General features: G+C 63.1%; 15 protein-coding genes and 1 pseudogene. 8 read left to right on the top strand and 8 right to left on the bottom strand.

The features are described 5' to 3' along the window. Positions 1 to 351: 351 nt before the first annotated feature. Positions 352 to 588 (top strand): hypothetical protein, encoded by a 237-nt coding sequence (locus XI09_RS35730; RefSeq protein WP_271571065.1) that lies wholly within the window; start codon positions 352 to 354, stop codon positions 586 to 588. A 162-nt stretch (positions 589 to 750) separates the two neighbouring features. On the opposite strand, the gene XI09_RS45850 is transcribed toward XI09_RS35730, so the two are convergent. Beyond that, positions 751 to 870 carry a Spy/CpxP family protein refolding chaperone gene (locus tag XI09_RS45850; RefSeq protein WP_442869643.1) on the bottom strand — a complete coding sequence of 40 codons (120 nt, stop codon included), beginning with the start codon at positions 868 to 870 and terminating at the stop codon, positions 751 to 753. A 188-nt stretch (positions 871 to 1058) separates the two neighbouring features. Here XI09_RS45850 and XI09_RS35725 point away from each other — a divergent pair, with 188 nt between their 5' ends. Further along, positions 1059 to 1457 carry a YybH family protein gene (locus XI09_RS35725; protein ID WP_271571064.1) on the top strand — a complete coding sequence of 133 codons (399 nt, stop codon included), beginning with the start codon at positions 1059 to 1061 and terminating at the stop codon, positions 1455 to 1457. Between the two features lie 42 nt (positions 1458 to 1499). Further along, on the top strand, positions 1500 to 4871 hold the full coding sequence (locus XI09_RS35720; protein ID WP_271571063.1) for an adenylate/guanylate cyclase domain-containing protein: 3372 nt from the start codon (positions 1500 to 1502) through the stop codon (positions 4869 to 4871). 50 nt (positions 4872 to 4921) lie between these two features. Here the strand turns inward: XI09_RS35720 and XI09_RS35715 are convergent, their stop codons facing one another. Next, positions 4922 to 5176, bottom strand: a complete 255-nt coding sequence (locus tag XI09_RS35715) for a Spy/CpxP family protein refolding chaperone (RefSeq protein ID WP_271571062.1) — start codon at positions 5174 to 5176, stop codon at positions 4922 to 4924. A gap of 111 nt (positions 5177 to 5287) precedes the next feature. Between XI09_RS35715 and XI09_RS35710 the strand changes: the two genes are divergently transcribed. Then, positions 5288 to 7009: a SulP family inorganic anion transporter gene (locus XI09_RS35710; RefSeq protein ID WP_271571061.1), complete on the top strand. Its 1722-nt coding sequence runs from the start codon at positions 5288 to 5290 to the stop codon at positions 7007 to 7009. 231 nt (positions 7010 to 7240) lie between these two features. Here the strand turns inward: XI09_RS35710 and XI09_RS35705 are convergent, their stop codons facing one another. From XI09_RS35705 to XI09_RS35685, 6 genes and pseudogenes are all read right to left on the bottom strand, one after another. Further along, positions 7241 to 8176, bottom strand: coding sequence for a Spy/CpxP family protein refolding chaperone (locus tag XI09_RS35705; protein ID WP_271571060.1), 936 nt, complete (start codon positions 8174 to 8176; stop codon positions 7241 to 7243). An 859-nt stretch (positions 8177 to 9035) separates the two neighbouring features. Beyond that, a pseudogene (locus XI09_RS46260) lies at positions 9036 to 9152 on the bottom strand (Spy/CpxP family protein refolding chaperone); the annotation flags it as partial. Between the two features lie 75 nt (positions 9153 to 9227). Beyond that, positions 9228 to 10415, bottom strand: a complete 1188-nt coding sequence (locus XI09_RS35700; RefSeq protein ID WP_271571059.1) for a 6-phosphofructokinase — start codon at positions 10413 to 10415, stop codon at positions 9228 to 9230. A gap of 90 nt (positions 10416 to 10505) precedes the next feature. Beyond that, positions 10506 to 11651, bottom strand: a complete 1146-nt coding sequence (locus tag XI09_RS35695) for a fructose-1,6-bisphosphatase (protein ID WP_271571058.1) — start codon at positions 11649 to 11651, stop codon at positions 10506 to 10508. Between the two features lie 264 nt (positions 11652 to 11915). After that, complete coding sequence (rocD, locus tag XI09_RS35690; RefSeq protein WP_271571057.1) at positions 11916 to 13130, bottom strand: ornithine--oxo-acid transaminase; 1215 nt, start codon at positions 13128 to 13130, stop codon at positions 11916 to 11918. Between the two features lie 195 nt (positions 13131 to 13325). After that, entirely contained in the window at positions 13326 to 14546 is a 1221-nt protein-coding gene (locus XI09_RS35685) for a cytochrome P450 (protein ID WP_271571056.1), read from the bottom strand. Positions 14547 to 14651: 105 nt separating this feature from the next. Here XI09_RS35685 and XI09_RS35680 point away from each other — a divergent pair, with 105 nt between their 5' ends. From XI09_RS35680 to XI09_RS35665, 4 genes are all read left to right on the top strand, one after another. Continuing rightward, positions 14652 to 15194 carry a phosphonopyruvate decarboxylase gene (locus XI09_RS35680; RefSeq protein ID WP_271571055.1) on the top strand — a complete coding sequence of 181 codons (543 nt, stop codon included), beginning with the start codon at positions 14652 to 14654 and terminating at the stop codon, positions 15192 to 15194. Beyond that, positions 15191 to 15781: a thiamine pyrophosphate-dependent enzyme gene (locus XI09_RS35675; RefSeq protein WP_271571054.1), complete on the top strand. Its 591-nt coding sequence runs from the start codon at positions 15191 to 15193 to the stop codon at positions 15779 to 15781. The genes XI09_RS35680 and XI09_RS35675 overlap by 4 nt, the downstream gene beginning before the upstream one ends. Positions 15782 to 15915: 134 nt before the next feature. Beyond that, positions 15916 to 16617, top strand: a complete 702-nt coding sequence (locus XI09_RS35670; protein ID WP_167770407.1) for a TetR/AcrR family transcriptional regulator — start codon at positions 15916 to 15918, stop codon at positions 16615 to 16617. A 1-nt stretch (position 16618) separates the two neighbouring features. Then, positions 16619 to 17809 (top strand): efflux RND transporter periplasmic adaptor subunit, encoded by a 1191-nt coding sequence (locus XI09_RS35665; protein ID WP_092186007.1) that lies wholly within the window; start codon positions 16619 to 16621, stop codon positions 17807 to 17809. The last annotated feature ends 10 nt before the right edge of the window (positions 17810 to 17819 follow it).

Below are 17819 nucleotides of genomic sequence, written 5' to 3'. Positions count from 1 at the left end.
CCAATGCGCCGGGCCAAAATAGTTTCGGGATCAAACTTTGTCCGGCCCGGTCTGATCGCAAGTTAACCATCATCCAGGGAAGGTCGCTCACAATTAAGATTTCAGTCCTGAAATGGAATGCACCTGCGACCTAGGCCTCTTGGGGGCTGCCGGACGCGCTGTCATTCTGCGCAGCGCCTCTTGTTGCCGCCAATGCCCGCGTCGTTCGGCCCGACTATTTCGCGAAAAGTCAGACGATTGCGCTGTCATCGATTGACCGTCAAACACCGGACTATCACTCGTCAATTCAATCTGCAAAGCTGTGACAACACAAATGCGCCTGTAAACAAACAAGCGCGAAGGAGGTTCGCAGTGGAGAAGGTGCAACGCTTGCGTGCGATGGGTTCGCTGTGCCGTCAACAGGCCGCATACAACAGCATGAACAAATGGAAGCTGCTCGCAGAAGCAGAATACTGGGATCACCTGGCCGATCTTGAGTTGTCTTCTTACTTCCAACAATGCAACGCCGCTGGCTCGGACGAGATGGAGCGGTCTCAAGCGATCACAAGCACGGATGAGGCTGGGCAGAAGACGATTTCCGCCGCGTGAGGTCGGAACGAGGCTGTCGGCCGCATCCCGTGCCACCGCGCTTCTCACGGGGAGCTGCGGCATGGACTCGCGTGTTCTCGCCGAGCTTTGAGGCAGAGCGATAGCGTCACGCCACGTCGTTGGGCCGCTGCGCAATTGCAACGAGAGAATGTGACGCCGCCCTCACGGGCCTGCGACCTGTTGCAGCGTGTTGAAGCGCGCCTTCCGCTCGCTGCTCAGCGTGGCGTAGAACTCGTCCAGGGCGGGCTCGACCAGCTTGGCGGCCGTCAGCATGGCCCTAATGCTCCGAACACCGGCGGCGGAATGGACATTGGTCAGACCTAACCACTTGCTCGCCCCGGTCGCGAATGAGTGGACAGGCCTTCGTTAGTCCCCCGGTATAGCCGGTTCCCGCGCGTTCCCGATTTCGCGCACTGCCCTGCAGTGATAGGATGCACTCGTCACCAAGGCTTAACCTGAGGGAGGGAATCATGACGAACTTGGCCTCCTCGACCAGCTTCGACGTTGGAGCCGAAGTTAGTGGAGCTTATGCCGCCTGGGATTCGGCATTCAACAAAGCTGACGCTAAAGCGGTCGCCGCAGCCTATATTTCGAACGCTAAAGTGCTGCCACCAACGCATCAGGTCATATCGGGTCCGGAAGAAATCGAGAATTTCTTTGCTGGGTTGTTTTCAGGCGGATTCACTGATCACAAACTGACGATCATAGACGTGGGTGGAGATGAGAAGGTCGTCTACAGTACCGCAAAATGGACGGCCAAGGGCAAGGGACCCGATGGGAGCCGCCAAAGTGCCGGCGGCATTGCCACCCATGTGTTCGAGCGTCAGGCGGACGGCTCACTGAAGCTGAGGTTGCATACCTTCAACTGAGCTCGCCGTCGTATCGCTTGGCGCCGCGCGAGGAGACTTCGCGTGGATATAGCCGAATGGCTTCGCAGTCTTGGGCTGGAGCGCTACACTCAGGCCTTCCAGGAAGCCGAAGTCACGCCTGATGTCCTGCAAGATCTGACTGAAGCCGATCTGCGAGAACTTGGCTTGCCGCTCGGCCCGCGCAAGACCGTACTGAAGGCGATTCAAGCACGCTCAACATCGCTCGCTCCCGCCTCCATTGATGCTGGTGAGCCAACTGAACAGATAAGGCCGGCACTACCCTCGGAGGCGGACCGTCGGCAGCTTACGGTCATGTTCGTCGACTTGGTCGGTTCAACCGCGCTCGCCTCAGGGCGCGACCCCGAGGAACTGCGTGACCTCATGCAGGCCTACCACAACAGCGTGGCGGGCGAGATCGCGAGGTTCGAAGGCCACATAGCCAAGCTCTTGGGCGACGGTGTTCTCGCGTATTTCGGTTGGCCGCGGGCGCATGAAGATGAGGCGGAGCGTGCCGTCCGCGCCGGGCTTCGAGTGACCAAGGCTGTCGCCTCCCTCACCGAGCCGGGCGGTGTAGCGCTTGCCGCTCGCGTCGGCATTGCAACCGGTCTCGTCGTGGTCGGCGAACTGATAGGCGAGGGAGACGCTCGCGAGCGCTCGGTGATCGGCGAAACCCCGAACCTGGCTGCCCGACTGCAGAGTCTGGCCGAGCCTGGTGACGTGGTGATCGCCGAGTCAACGCGCCGCCTACTCGCCGAAGCCTTCATGTACCAGGACCTCGGCACCGTGCCTCTCAAGGGTTTCCCGGAGCCAGTGCAGGCTTGGCTTGTCCTTGGCGAGGGCGCGGCCGAGAGTCGGTTCGATGCCCAGCACGGTGTGGCAACGACCGCGCTCGTCGGGCGGAATCAAGAACTTGCATTGCTCTTGGACCGCTGGGAGCAGGCGAAAGAGCGAGAGGGACAGATCGTCCTGCTCGGCGGCGAAGCAGGCATTGGCAAGTCCCGGCTCGTGCGGGCCCTGCGCGACCACCTCGCAGGTTCGCCGCACACGCCACTGAGCCATTTCTGTTCTCCGTTCCATACCAGCACCGCGTTGTACCCGATCATTGGCCTCCTCGAGCGGGCAGCAGGAATACGACGGGAGGACGCGCCCGATGAGCAACTCGACAAACTCGAGGCCATGCTCGCTCTTGCTACGAACGACGTGCAGGGGTGCGCGCCGGTTCTGGCGGATCTCATGGCCATCCCGACGGGTGAGAGATACCCGCCACTTGCACTTAGTCCACACCAGAAGAAGGAGCGAACGTTCCAGGCTCTCCTGGAGCAAATACAAGGCCTGGCGGCAAAGCAGCCGGTTCTCGCCGTTTACGAGGATGTTCACTGGGCAGACCCCACCATGCTCGAACTCCTCGACCGGGCTGTTGACGAGGTGCAGCAACTTCCGATTCTGATGATTGTTACCTTCCGGCCCGAGTTCGTTCCGCGCTGGACGGGTCATGGGCACGTGACAGCGCTCTCTTTACGCAGACTGGGTCGCAGGCAAGGGACGGCTGTCGTTGACCGGATCACTGGCGGCAAAATACTTCCACAAGAGGTGCTTGAGCAGATCTTGGCCAAAACTGATGGCGTGCCGTTATTTGTCGAGGAGCTTACCAAGGCCGTCGTTGAGTCCGGACTGCTCAAAGACCATGGCAACCGCTATGAGTTGATAGGTCCGTTGCCGCCGCTGGCGATCCCGACGACGCTGCAGGATTCCTTGATGGCCCGCCTCGATCGGTTGGCGTCGGTCAAGGAAGTCGCGCAGATCGCCGCTTGCATCGGGCGCGAATTCGGACACGACCTCTTGCGATCAGTTACAGCGCTCGACGAACACGCGCTCCAGCGTGCGCTCAATGAGTTATTAAGAGCCGAGCTCATATTCCGGCGTGGAGCACCTCCGGATATCGGCTACAGCTTCAAACACGCGCTGGTCCAGGACATCGCGCATGAGAGCCTCTTAAAGAGCAAGCGGCAGCAGATCCATGCCCGCATCGCTGCAGCTCTCGAAGAACAGTATCCTGCCCGCGCGGAGGCCGAGCCGGAGACGATTGCTTCACACCTTACGCAGGGTGGGCTGGCGGGAAAGGCAGTCGGCTATTGGCTGCGGGCCGGCCGGATTGCAGCGGGACGTTCCGCCAATCTCGAAGCGATTACTCACCTCACAAGGGGACTGGAGGCACTCAAGTCCAATCCACAAGGACCGGAGCGCGATCGCCAGGAACTCGCGCTGCAAACGGCGATCGGAGGTCCGCTGATTGCCATTCACGGTTACACGGCTCCGCAACTGGGCACGGCCTTCAGCAGGGCTCACGCGCTCTGTTATGAACTCGATGACACGGGTGCCTTGTTCGCTACTCTTAGCGGGAAGTTCATTTTCCACTTCGTGCGCGGCGACTTTGGTGCCATGCAGAGCCTCGTTGCCGAGGCACAGCGGGCTGCCGAGCGCACCGGCGACACCGCACTTGAACTGGCAACACATCGTTTGGCGGCGCTAACCGCCATGCATGCCGGCGACTTTCTTACGGCTCGCTCGGAGCTCGAGACGATCTTGAGTCGTTATCAGCCGGACACGCATCGGCCACCGCCAGTTCACTATGTACATGACCCGAAGGCCTCGGCGTTACCCTACTTGGCAGTTGTGCTTTGGATCCTAGGCTACCCCGAGCAGGCCCTGATGACCAGCCGCGCGGCGTTTGAATACGCTGCGGAGCTAAACCAGACGAACCTTACTACGCACGTGCAGGTCTATGGCGGAGCGGGGCTTGCGGAGCTGATGGGTGACATCGCGGCTGTGCATGCGCACGCCGAAGCCGTCATCGATCTCGCCGATCGGCACAGCCTGAACTATTGGCGCTTGAGCGGCCTCATTCTGCGGGGTTGGGCAATGGCACAAGAAGGTCACATAGATGGTGGTCTGGCGCTCATGCGCCTCAGTCTGAACGAGCGGGATAGGCTCGGAGCCGGTTGGTACCAGGTCCGGTACTTGTGGATGCTCGCGGCGACGTACCGCCGGTTGGGTGACGACGAAAACGGCTTGGCCACCCTGGCGGAAGCGAGGGCCATCGCTGCGCGCAACGAAGAACATATGTGGGAGGCGGAGCTTGCATGCATTGATGGCGAACTGCATCACATTCGTGGTGCTCCAGCCGAGGAAGTCGAGAATTACTTGCAAGCTGCGCTCAACATTGCCCAGAGCCAAAGCGCGAAATCTTTTGAACTGCGTGCGGCCATGAGTCTGGCTCGGCTTTGGCGCGACCAGGGCCGGATGGCCGATGCGCAAGGCCTCCTTGGCTCCGTTTACGGCTGGTTTACGGAAGGCTTCGAAACCACAGACCTTCGTTCCGCAAAGGCACTCATGCAGGAACTCGCTGAGATTTAATGCCTTCGTTTAGTAACGCATAAAAGGCACTAGCATCTGGGCGCAGGTCCTCACGGGCCTGCGACCTGTTGCAGCGTGTTGAAGCGCGCCTTCTGCTCGCTGCTCAGCGTGGCGTAGAACTCGTCCAGGGCGGGTTCGACCAGCTTGGCGGCCGTCAGCATGGCCCCTCTGAATTGACTTCCGGTTTCAGCGGCAGAACGGACATTGGTCGGACTTGCCGCTGGATCGACCCGGTCGCGAATGCCCCCAAAACGGACACGCCGCGGACCTGGCAAAATTGGAGCGAATGAGCGGAGATGTGACATTTTTCCACTTGCCGAGGGACGCAACAGCCTAGACTGGCTTCCAGCTGGGCCAATCGCGGCCAATGCGTGCGCGTGGCCATCGAGCCCGGCCGGGTCTGGAAGTGACCGCCAATGAAGCATTGGATCGACTGGCTGCCGGCAATCGAAACCCTCCGCCGATATGAGGCGGCGTGGCTTCCGCGCGATATCTTCGCTGGACTTGTCCTGGCGACGATGCTGGTCCCGGTTGGAATTGCCTACGCGGTAGCATCGGGCTTGCCTGGCATCTACGGTCTGTACGCAACGATCGTACCGCTGTTGGTCTACGCGTTGTTTGGCCCCAGCCGCATCCTCGTGCTGGGCCCTGACTCGGCGCTGGCAGCTGTCATCCTCGGCGTTGTCGTCCCACTGTCTGGTGGCGATCCTCTTCGCGCCGCAACGCTCGCTGCGATGATGGCGATCGTTTCGGGGACGGTATGCATTCTAGCCGGCATCGCGCGCTTGGGTTTTGTCACCGAGCTGCTCTCCAAGCCGATACGGTACGGCTATATGAACGGAATTGCATTGACCGTTTTGATCAGCCAACTGCCAAAGCTCTTCGGCTTCTCGATCGAGAGCGAAGGACCTTTACGAAGCCTATGGGCGATCGCCGATGCAATCCTCGAAGGAAAGACAAACTGGGTCGCACTCGGGGTTGGGCTCGGCACGCTGATGGTCATCCTGCTGCTTCAGAACAACAAGCGGCTGCCAGGCATTCTGATTGCGGTAGTCGGGGCGACCGCCATCGTCGGCGTGCTTGATCTTGGGACTCGTTACGGCGTCGCGGTTTTGGGCCCTCTTCCGCAGGGCCTGCCGGGTTTCGCGATCCCCTGGGTCACCTACGGCGATATCGTCCCGGTACTTGTCGGCGGCTGCGCAATCGCGCTGGTATCATTCGCTGACACCAGCGTGCTTTCGCACGCCTATGCCGCACGATTGGGCACTCATGTCGATCCCAACCAGGAGATGGTTGGGCTTGGCGCCGCCAACCTGGCAACCGGCTTTTTTCAAGGCTTCCCGGTCAGCAGCAGCGCTTCGCGCACTCCCGTTGCAGAAGCCGCCGGCGCGCGTACCCAGCTAACCAGCGTCGTCGGCGCGCTTGCCATCGCCATCCTTCTGCTGGTGGCACCAAACCTCCTTCAGCATCTGCCCACCGCTGCATTGGCGGCCGTCGTAATCGCCGCTGCGATCGGCTTGTTTGAGGTCACCGACCTCAAACGAATCTATCGGATTCAGCAGTGGGAGTTTTGGCTATCGATGGTCTGCTTTGTCGGCGTGGCGGTGCTCGGAGTGATTCCAGGAATTGGTCTGGCAATAGCAATCGCCATCGCCGAGTTCTTGTGGGACGGTTGGCGCCCACACTCCGCCGTGTTGGGTCGCGCCCATGGCGTCAAAGGCTATCACGACATCACAAGATATCCGGATGCACGCCAAATCCCAGGGCTGGTCCTGTTTCGGTGGGATGCGCCTCTGTTCTTCGCCAACGCCGAATTCTTCAAAGAGCGCGTACTGGACGCCGTGGCGAAATCGCCGACGCCCGTACGCTGGCTGGTCGTTGCGGCGGAGCCTGTCACCAGCGTGGACGTCTCCGCCGGCGATACAGTCGCCGAATTGGACGAGGCGTTGCACGCGCAGGGTATCGAGTTCTGCTTTGCCGAACTGAAGGATCCAGTCAAGGACAAGCTGAAGAAATTTGGACTGTTCTCGCAGCTTGGCGAGCAGTATTTTTTCCCAACCATTGGCGCAGCCGTTTCCAGTTACCTGGAAATCAGTGGTGTGGAGTGGGAGGACTGGGAGGACGAAGCCAAACGTTAGGAAGTGGCATGCCGGGCTTGAATACACACGCCGATGGACTTCCGATTCTGGCCGAGTTGACAGCGCTTCGGGCCAAAGCCCGAGAGCACCTTCGACGAGTGAACTGGCGACCCAACTGCGATGTCTCGTGGGACGGCGAAGTCCACTTTTGGTTTTGGCCCATCGGACGAGATGCTGCGCGCCAGCATGGAGCGGCGCAGGACAGCGGTGTAGCTCCCGCGCGCGCCGCCCTTACGGGCCTGCGACCTGTTGCAGCGTGTTGAAGCGCGCCTTCTGCTCGCTGCTCAGCGTGGCGTAGAACTCGTCCAGGGCGGGTTCGACCAGCTTGGCGGCCGTCAGCATGGCCTCGAGCCGGTGCTGCATCGCCTCCAGCCGTCCGACCGGCGTCTGCGGGACATCGTTCGGACACGCCGCCTGCAGGCCCTCAACGCCCTTCGTCGTCGCTTCGCTGAGACGGTCGAGCGCTTCCTTTTGTTTGCCCGCGGGGTGGAGCACAGCCTCGATCCTCTGGATCGGCAACTGGGTCAGGCCGGACTTCGGATCGCCGCAGGCCTCGGCACGGGCTTCCTGGGCGCCGGCTTCCTGCTGCTGCGGCGAGCGGTCGCCGACATTGGGGCCGAGCGCGTTGAAGCGGGCCTGCTGCTCGTCACTGAGCGAGTTGTAGAAATTCTCCAGTGCCGGCCGCACGATCTTGACCGCTTCCAGCGTCGCGCTGACGCGGTTCATCATCGCCCGCAAGCGGCCGGGCGGAGTCAGCGCATAAGTCTCTGCGCAGGAGTCCTTGAACACACCGGCAGCGTTGGCCGCCGCGGTCTTCAATTCGTCGAGCAGTGCGCGTTGCTCCGGCGTCGGCCGCACCGCCCGTGTGATATCGGCAAGCGGCCAGGCGGTGACACCCTTGTCCGGTGTGCCGCACAATTGCTGTAGCGTTTGCGGGCTCACGCTGGCGCGCTGGCGCGCGCGGGAGCCGCCGCCGGCTTGCGGATAGTCGTACGGGTTGATGCTGGCATAGGCGGAATAGGGGCTGTCACCACCCCAGAACACGGTGTCGACGAAGTCGTCATACGCGTACGCCCAATAGCCGGGCTCGTAAGCATAGGACCAGAACGTGTAGTCAAAGATGTCGGAGTAGGCATAAGGCCAGAACACGGGCCCAAGCCACGCCACGAACACTGCGGGATGGCGGTGTCGCCAGGCCGCGCGCGCTGATCGATCTGCTCGCGTCGCGACAGCCGCTCGCTTACGGCCGGCGCTGCGCCTGGACGGGAGGGGGCGGCGATATGCGGCGCCGGTCGCGGTGCCATGGCCGGACGTTGCGGCGCTGCCGGCGCCCGATGAAGTTCAGGCCGGGGTGCCGCTATGTGCGGGGCAGCCCGCTGCGGCGGTGCAGCGAAGTGGGGAGTCGGGCGCGGCGGCGGTGAGGCGATGTGCGGCGCCGGACGCGGCGCCATGGCCGGTCGCTGCTGCATGGCCGGGGGATGGAATGCCGGCGCGGCGGGACGCGCCATGGCTGGCGGCGCCGCCGGACGGGCCATTGCAGGTGGTGGTGCTGCCGGACGGGCCATTGCAGGTGGAGGTGCTGCCGGCCGAGCCGCCGGCGCTGCGGCCGGCCCCGGTGGTCCACCTCTTCCGTGTCCCTGGCCGGGTCCCTGGGCGGACGCGCCGACGCTCGTCGCCAGCATCGAGACACCAATCAAAAAAGCAGTCACGCAAACGCCACGCGGACGCATGATCGTCGCTCCCAGCTAGTAACCGCCCACGACTCTTAACGCGCGGGTGGCGGAATCGTTCGTTGTTGGCTGCGGCTGGCGTTGCGATCTTCCGACGCAGGCAGCGTCAGGAGAAATCCTGCGTCAGGGTCGTGGCGAACTGCTCCAGCGCCCAGTCGACCTCAAGCGGCTACCTTGCAGGGCTATGCCGGCTTCTCGCGGAGATCGAGATCTTCTCCAACGACTGGTGGGGCAATTGGACGAGGTGCTGCGCACCTACATCGAACGGCACAGGACGGCGGTCACGAGCGCTGCCCTCACGGGCTTGCGACCTGTTGCAGCGCGTTGAAGCGCGCCTTCTGCTCGCCGCTCAGCGTGGCATAGAACTCGTCCAGGGCGGGTTCGACCAGCTTGGCGGCCGTCAGCGTGAGCCCGCTGAATTGACTTCCGCTTTCAGCGGCAGAACGGACATTGGTCGGACTTACTGCTGGCTCGCCCGGTGCGGCACGCTAGGACGCGCGGTTAAGAAAGATCGGCAGCCCCTGCTTGTTGGCGTAGATGGGGCGGTAGCGCTCCGTGTTGTAGCTGCTCGCAACGTCCAATTTGCGCGGACCGAGCTTGGCATCAGGGATGGGCACGAGGTCGTAGCGGCCCTCGACCAGCGCCGACATGAGGCCGGTCTTGCTTTCCAGCATGGCATCGTAGGCCATGTTACCGAAAGTCAGGGCCACAAGCTTGTCGATGAAGTCCGGATCGCCCGATCGCAGATCGTAGGTGAGATCGGAGGTGATCGTCTCCTCGCCGGTGCGCTGCTTGATCTCGTCGGCAAGCGATTCCGCCACGTTGGCCTTCTTGCGGTGACCGTAGGCGTCAGGCTCGCCATATTCCCGCAGCTTGTAGCCTTCCCACTGAGCTCCCTCGCTGAGCACGATCAGCGCGTAGTTGCTTGGATTGGCGCGCTTGTCCTCGATGAGCAACTGGATCAGCTTGTCGAGGTCGACCTTATACTCCGGTATGACGCATCGTATCGAGGTCGCATACGCGGTGTAGAGTGCCGTAAATCCAGCATCGCGGCCAAAGACGCGGAAAATGCCAATTCGCTCATGCGAGCCGACGGTGGTGCGCTGCCGCTGGATGGCATCGCTGGCGCGGGTGATCGCGGTCGAGAAGCCGATGCAGTACTCGGTGTTGCGGACGTCATTATCCATCGTCTTCGGGATGGCGATGATCTTGACGCCGAGTTCGTTGAGCTTGGCCGCATAACTGAGCGTGTCGTCGCCACCGATGGCGATCAGGTGTTCGATGCCAAGTCCCGAAAGGTTAGCGAGCACCCGGCTGGTGAGGTCCCATGTCTTTGTCGCGATGCCGCCGTTGGTGCTCAGCGAGACCGGAACATCATTGCCGACGAGATGATCGGGCAGCTTTTGTATTTTGGAGGGATTGACGCGGCTCGAGTGCAGCACGGTGCCGCCGCGCCGGTCGATGGTTCGAGTGTTTTCACGGTTCAGCGGGATGACGTAGTGGGACCTGCTGTTTGGGTCGTCGAGGTTCAGGTGCGTGAGGGCCTCCCAACCACGGCGCAGACCGACAACCTCGATGTCGTCCTCACTGCCGCGATAAGTCACGCTCTTGATGACTGCATTGAGGCCGGCGACGTCGCCACCGCCCGTGAGAATGCCGATGCGTCTTTTTGCCATATCCACCTCCCGGATCGGCATGTCGTCATAGCGCCTGCATCTGTCGATTGAACGGTGAACGTCGCTCCAGCTTCTGATTGGAGGCGGCCGCTACTCGGCCGCTTCCGGCTTGCGGTCGTCGCGCAGTCGAAAACGCTTCAGCAGTCCGGACACGGTGTCGCGGAAGCCGCCATATTCCAGTTCGGAATAGGGTAGCATGGCGGCGCCAGACCAGCCTTGGCTGCGCATCTCGATGGCCTTGCGCTGGGCGCGCCGGCGGACCTCATCCCATGCCGGGTTGTCGAAGAAATCGGTGTAGGACTCGGCAAAGCGGCCTTCCCTGTCGATCGAAAAGCCGACGCAAGAAACGATCGGCAGGCAGTACATGCCGGTAACCGGCGTGTTGAGTGGTACCGGCATGAGCGGCATCACATGCGAGCCGCGTGCATCGCCGCCCACGAAGTGCGCTTTGGCGAACGGCGAGATTATTTCCTCCGGAGCTGGGAAAATCCCCTGGTTCCTGACGATCGCGACTGGATCATCCTTGCCGGTGTACTTGCCTGCGATCGCGTGGAGGCGCTGTGCCGAAACGGCCACGACGACCTCGCCATGGGTTCGAGAAATGATGCGATCGATGCCGAAGCGCTCGTTGTCGCGAAGCAGGGCGGCAATGTGGTAGCTGTCGGCGGGTGCGTCGAGCTCGAGTAGGCTGTCGCCGGCTGTGTTGTCCATGTCGATGACGTGGAAACGGAATCCCTTGATCATCGGAGGCAGCATCAGCCCAGCGCAGTACATGGGGTCGGCAAAGGCGAGATAGAGCGGCAGGTTGTAGGCGCCGGGGCCGCATTTGTCGGCCGCGAACACCATGAAGGACTCCGCGGGTCGCACGCCGGAGAGGCTGTGGTCGAAGCTGAGCTCGGCGACGCCTGGGCCGGCGCCGCGAATGTTCCCGGAAGGCGCGTCGGCGAGAAGATCCTGGCCAGCGCCATAGAGCCCGGAGGTTTTCGCGACCGAGGTGGCCGCGAGGAACGTCTTCCAGGCGAGTTGATGGACCTCGGAGCTTCCTTCGCCCCGTGTGTGCGTCATGATGATCGCAATGTCGTCGCCGGTGTGGCAGATGAAACCGTCGATCAGCAGACCATTGCAGATCGCCTTGGCAACCTCGCCCTCGACAGTCGCCATCATGCGCGAAGACGGTTTCGTATGCCCGCCAACGGAGCCAACGTCAGCTTTGATGACTGAAAGAGTGAGTCTCATGAGCATTTCTCCGATCAGTGCGCAGCTCAGCGCCTCCGGCCTCGGCGCTTGCTGCGCCAGGCACGGCGCTGCTCATTCGCGGACAAAAACGTCCGTCGCTCCGATAGGTTCCACGCACCCCGTTCATCCGGTTGCCGGGATCATGCCGAGTTTTGCCTTAGGACCATGCGTCACTATTTGCTGCGCTGCACGAGTCCCGTTCTGGCCGGGCCACTAACTCGTTGTTGGCCGGGCCGGGAGTGCGATCTTCCGACGCAGGCAGCTTCAGGAGAAATCCTGCGTCAGGATCGTGGCGAACTGCTCCAGCGCCCAGTCGACCTCGTCGCTGGTGATCACCAGCGGCGGGGCGATGCGGATCGTGTGCCCATGGGTATCCTTGGCGAGGATACCCTTGCCCTGGAGCGCCTCGCAGTAGCGGCGCGCGCGGCCGGCCTCGGGATGCAGCTCGACCGCCAGCATCAGGCCGCGCCCACGCACGTCGCGGACCGTGTTGGCGCGGATGTCCTTCAAGCCTTCCAGAAGGCGCGCGCCCTGCCTGGCCGCGTTCTCGATCATGCCTTCCTCGACCAGCACGCGCATCGCCGCGCGCGCCACCGCGCAGGCAAGCGGGTTGCCGCCGAAGGTCGAACCATGCTGCCCGGGTCTCAATGTCCCGAGCACTTCGCCGTTCGAGAGCACGGCCGACACGGGATAGAAGCCGCCCGACAAGGCCTTGCCGAGCAGGGTCACGTCTGCCTCGATTCCCTCGTGCTGTTCGGCGAGCAGCTTGCCGGTGCGGCCGAGCCCGGTCTGGATCTCGTCGAGCACCAGCATGACGTTGTTGGCCGTGCAGAGCTCGCGCACCCTGGGGAAATAGCCGGCTGGTGGAATGATGACGCCGGCTTCCCCCTGGATCGGCTCGACCAGGAAGGCGACGGTGTTTGGCGTGATCGCTTGTTCGAGCGCCGCGGCGTCGCCGAACGGGATGATGTTGAAGCCCGGCGCGAACGGACCGAAGTGTCCGCGGGTCTCAGGGTCCGTTGAGAAGCCGACGATGCCCAGCGTGCGTCCGTGGAAGTTGTCGGCGCAGACGATGATCTCGGCCTGGCCGTCCGGCACGCCCTTCACCTCGTAGCCCCATTTGCGCACCGACTTGATCGCGCTTTCGACCGCCTCGGCGCCGCTGTTCATCGGCAGCACCTTGTGGGAGCCGGTCAGCGCCGCGATCTCCTCGTAGAACGGGGCGAGCTGGTCGTTGTGGAAGGCGCGCGAGGTGAGCGTCAGCCTGTGTGCCTGTTCCACCATCGCCGCCAGGATCTTGGGGTGGCAGTGGCCCTGGCTGACCGCGGAATAGGCGGAGAGGCAATCGAGATAACGGTTGCCGTCGGTATCCCAGACCCAGACACCTTCGCCGCGCGACAGGACGACCCCGATCGGTTCGTAATTATGGGCGCCAAAGCGCGCTTCCGTAGCGAGGTAATCAATGACGGACGAGCTCATCTTTCGTCACTCCATTGCTGCGTACCGGCGTCAACCGACTGCACCGCGTTCAAATTGATCCGGGCATCGGCGAGATGCGCGATGCCGCGGATTTGCCTCCCCTTGTCAAATGGTTATGCGGATCCACAGCGGCAATCTCCCGCCAGCCTCCGCTACTGTGCATGGGGTTGTTTTCGACATTTTTATTGTCGGGCCTCAGCCGATCGCGCAGGGCACGCTCAAAAAGCCGCGGAACCGCACCCGCCCGCCGCGCACCGGCTGGCCGTTCACGGCGTAGTTCGGGAAGCGCGCCAGGAAGCGCGAGATCGCGAGGGCACCCTCGAGCCGCGCCAGCGCCATGCCGGCGCATTGATGCGCGCCGGTGGCGAAGGCGAGATGCCGGTTCGGCGTCCGCGCGATGTCGAAGCTCTCGGGGGCCGGAAACTGCGCGGGATCGCGGTTGGCGGCACCGATGCACAGCGTCACCGACGTGCCGGCGTCGAGCATGACGCCGCCGAGCTCGACGGGTTCGGTGGTCATGCGGTTGCCGAGCTGGTTCGAGCTCTCGTAGCGCAGCATCTCCTCCACCGCTGTCTTGATCATGTCGGGGTTGTCGATCAGCCGCTGCTTCTGGTCGGGATTCCGGTCCAGTGCCACGAGGCCGTTGCCGATCAGGTTGGTGGTGGTCTCGTGCCCGGCATTGAGCAGAAAGATGCAATTGTGCAGCAGCTCCTTCTCCGTCAGCCGCTCGCCGTTACCTTCTCCCTGGATCAGGCGCGTCAGCACGTCGCGGTCGGGATTGCCGGGCTTCCGGCGCCGGCGCGCGACCAGCGTTTCGAGATAGGCGAGAAAGTCCTTCACCGCCTTGTTGCCGCGCGCGGCCGCCTCGGGCGACACCACGGGCTCGAGGGCACCGAGGATCGCCAGCGACCAGTCGCGCAGCGGCGCGCGCTCGTCATGGGGCACGTCGAGCAGATTGCCGATCACCTCGATCGGGATCGAGGCGGCAAAATCCTCGATCAGCTCGCAATGGCCCTTGGCAGCGATGGCATCGAGCAGGCTCTCGACCAGCTTGATGAGGTCGCCCTCCATCCCCGCGATCGCCCGCGGCGACAGCGCGCCCATGATCAGGCGGCGCACGCGGGTGTGCGCCGGCGGATCGTTGAAGACGAGGCTCGTGGTATGATGCTCGTAGAGCGGGGTGTCGCCGTATTTCGGCGCGAACTCGCGCTTCTTGTCCGAGCTGAATGACTTGGTGTTCTTGTAGGTGGTGACGAGGTCGTCGTAGCGGGTCAGGAACACGGTGCCGTTCGGCAGGCGCTTGACCGGCTCGTTCTCCCGCAGTGCACGATAAGTCGGGTAGGGGTTGTCGTAGAACTCCGGCGTCAGCTTCTCGAGATCGAAGCTTGCCGCCAGCTCCTTCGCATCTGCGTTCATCCCGTTATACTCGCCGGTTAGGGCCGATATGCCGTTTTTGTTGTTCTGATCGACGCGAGCACGCGTCTACAGTCTTCGCACCTTGCTAGCCGACCGGACAGGAAAATGCACGCCCGCGCTGACGCTGCCGACACGGCACCTTCATGGCCAGACGATATTTTCGCGACCCTGCAACGCTTCGACGTCCGGCAGGTGCCCTACGTGCCCGATGCCGGCCATTCGAAGCTGATCCAGCGCGTGCTGGGGTCCTCCACCATGCGCGGCATTCCCTTGACGACGGAAGAGGAGGGCGTTGCACTTCTGGCGGGCGCCTGGACCGGCGGGCAGCGCGGCGTCCTGCTGATGCAGTCGAGCGGGGTCGGCAATTGCATCAACATGCTGTCGCTGATCCCGATCCTGCGCTTTCCGTTCCTCACGCTGGTGACCATGCGCGGCGAGTGGGGCGAGTTCAATCCGTGGCAGGTGCCGATGGGATCGACCACGCAGGGCGTGTTCGAGCTCTCCGGCGTCAAGGTGCTGCGCGCGTCCAATACGGCCGAGGTGCCGGCGGTGTTGGAGGCAGCCGCAGCGCAGGCCTACAACGCACTCACGCCCACCGCTGTCCTGCTGTCGCAGCGCCTGATCGGCGCCAAGGTTTTCACCAGATGAGCAAGGCCAATCTCCTCGACCGCCGCCAGGTGGTCTCCACGCTGCTCGCGGACCGCAAGGACGTGGTTGCGATCGGCGGCCTCGGGGCCTCCACCAACGACATGTGTGCCGCCGGCGATCACGCCCGCAACTTCTATCTCTGGGGCGGGATGGGCGGCGCCGCGATGATTGGGCTGGGGCTCGCGCTGGCACAGCCGAAACTGCCGGTGCTGGTCATCACCGGCGACGGCGAGATGCTGATGGGCATGGGCAGCCTTGCCACCATCGGGCTCCAGAAGCCGTCCAACCTCTCCATCGTGGTGCTCGACAACGAGGCCTATGGCGAGACCGGCGGCCAGACCAGCCACACCTCGGCCGCCGCCGACCTCGTCGGCGTCGCCAAGGCCTGCGGCATCGGGGACACCCGCGCGATCTCGACCATGGCCGAGGTCGCGGCCTTTGCCAAAGCCGTCCATGACGTCTCGGCGGGGCCGCGATTTGCCAATGTGAAGATCGACAACGCCAGCCTCGAGCGGATCTTGCCAAGCCGGGACGGAACCTACATCGTCAACCGGATCCGTGGCGATCTCGGCTTCCAGCCGATCTAGGTCCATTCCCCGCGGCGACCTCGTCTGCACGTGGGCGGTGCAGGCGGGGCAATTTCCGCTGAATTTACAACGATTTCAGGTTGCGATGCAGCATAATGCTTGACTTTTGCGTGGGTGAGTGCTTACTCACTACCATGAGTTCATTGCGAATGACGAGCGACCTGAGGCGTCAATTGATCCTCGGCGCCGCAAAACGCTGCTTTGCCCGACACGGCTATACCGGCACCACGACCAAGAGCGTGGCGGCCGCCGCTGCCATTTCCGAGGCCCTGCTGTTCAAGCATTTTCCCTCCAAGGCGGCGCTCTACGCTGAAATTCTCAGCGACGAATGCGAAGCCGATCCGGCGCTGACGGATCTTCTGGAGCGGGAGCCATCCACCGCCACCATGGTCGAGCTGATCCGCGGCATGGTCCAGCACTTCCTCCGCATCGCCGATGGTCCGGACCGGGAAGAGGCTCAGCGCCTGCGACTGATGGCCACGAGTCATTTGGATGATGGCGAATTCGCCCGTTTGCTATATGCCAAGATCGAGAAGCTGATCGGGGCGGTCTTCATCGCCTCGCTCGAGCGTGCGGTTGCCGCCGGGGACGCGCGGCCCTGCACTGGCGATCCACTCAACCTGTTCTGGTTTGCGCATCATTCGTTGATGACGGCGGCCCTGACCAGGCTGCCGGCCACGCCCTGTCTCGCTTACGGCAAGGCGAACGATCTGGAGCGTCAGCTCTGTGAGTTTCTCCTGAGAGGTATCGGACTTAACGACGCCGCAATTGCTTCACATCTGGGCCGCGATCAGGCGCCGGGTGTCGGCAAGACGGCGATTGCAGAAAGTGCATGACATGAACATCGTAACCGAACACAAGATTTCGGGCGAACCGATCGACAAGGCTCCCAAGCGTCCGGTCCGGCCGGTGCTCTGGTTCGTCATCGTCGGCACGCTGCTCGGCGTGCTCGTCGGCGGCCTCGTCTGGTTCAATTACTTCCGCGGCCAGATGATCAAGCAGTTCTTCGCCAACAACAAGCCGCCGCCGACCGCGGTCAGTGCGGCCGAGGCGAAGTCCGAGGTGGTGCCTAACCTGCTGACCGCGGTCGGCGGGCTTGCCGCCGTGCACCAGGTCGATGTCAGCGCCGACGTCAACGGCCGCGTCACCGAGATCAAGTTCGAGCCGGGCACGCATGTCGAGGCCGGCACGCCGCTGGTGCAGCTGTTCGACGCGCCCGATCAGGGCGATCTCGCCAACTACAAGGCGCAGGCGACCGTCGCGCAGCTCTCGCTCGATCGTGCCAAGCAACTGGCGTCGCGCCAGTTCGGCCCGCAGGCGACCGTCGATTCGGCGCAGGCCGCGTACGACCAGGCGCTGGCCGGCATCGCCAAGACCGAAGCGCTGATCTCGCAGAAGCTGGTGCGCGCGCCGTTCTCCGGCGATCTCGGCGTCCGCAAGGTCGAGGTCGGCCAATATCTGACGGCCGGTACGGCGATCGTGTCGCTGACCGATCTGTCGGAGCTCTGGGCCAACTTCACGGTGACGGAAAAGGACTCGGGCAACCTCAAGGTCGGTCAGGCGGTCCGGCTGAAGGTCGACGCCTATCCGGGCCGCACCTTCGACGCCAAGATCACCACGATCGAGCCGCAGATCTCGACCGACACCCGCAACATCCGCGTGCAGGCGACCGTCTCCAATCCGGAGAAGATCCTGAAGCCCGGCATGTTCGTGACCACCACGGTGGTGCTGCCGGACAAGCCGGCGGTGATCACCGTGCCGGAGACGGCGGTCGACTACACGCTCTACGGCGACTCGGTGTTCGTGATTACCGAGAAGAAGGAAGAGGACGGCAAGACCAGCCTCTCCGCGGTGCGCACTTTCGTGCAGACCGGCAACCGGGTCGAAGGCCGCGTCGAAATCATCAAGGGTGTGAAGCCGGGCGACAAGGTCGTCGCCGTTGGCCAGCTCAAGCTGCAATCGGGTGCGGCGGTGTCGATTTCGACCGATCCGGCCCCGCAGATCCCGGCGCAGCCGCCGCGCTACTGACCCCTTACCA

It is taken from the genome of Bradyrhizobium sp. CCBAU 11386 (assembly GCF_028128955.1).
Lineage (GTDB): Bacteria > Pseudomonadota > Alphaproteobacteria > Rhizobiales > Xanthobacteraceae > Bradyrhizobium.
The sequence above is the reverse complement of the archived record's forward strand: the minus strand, read 5'-3'. Positions and strand labels throughout refer to the sequence as shown.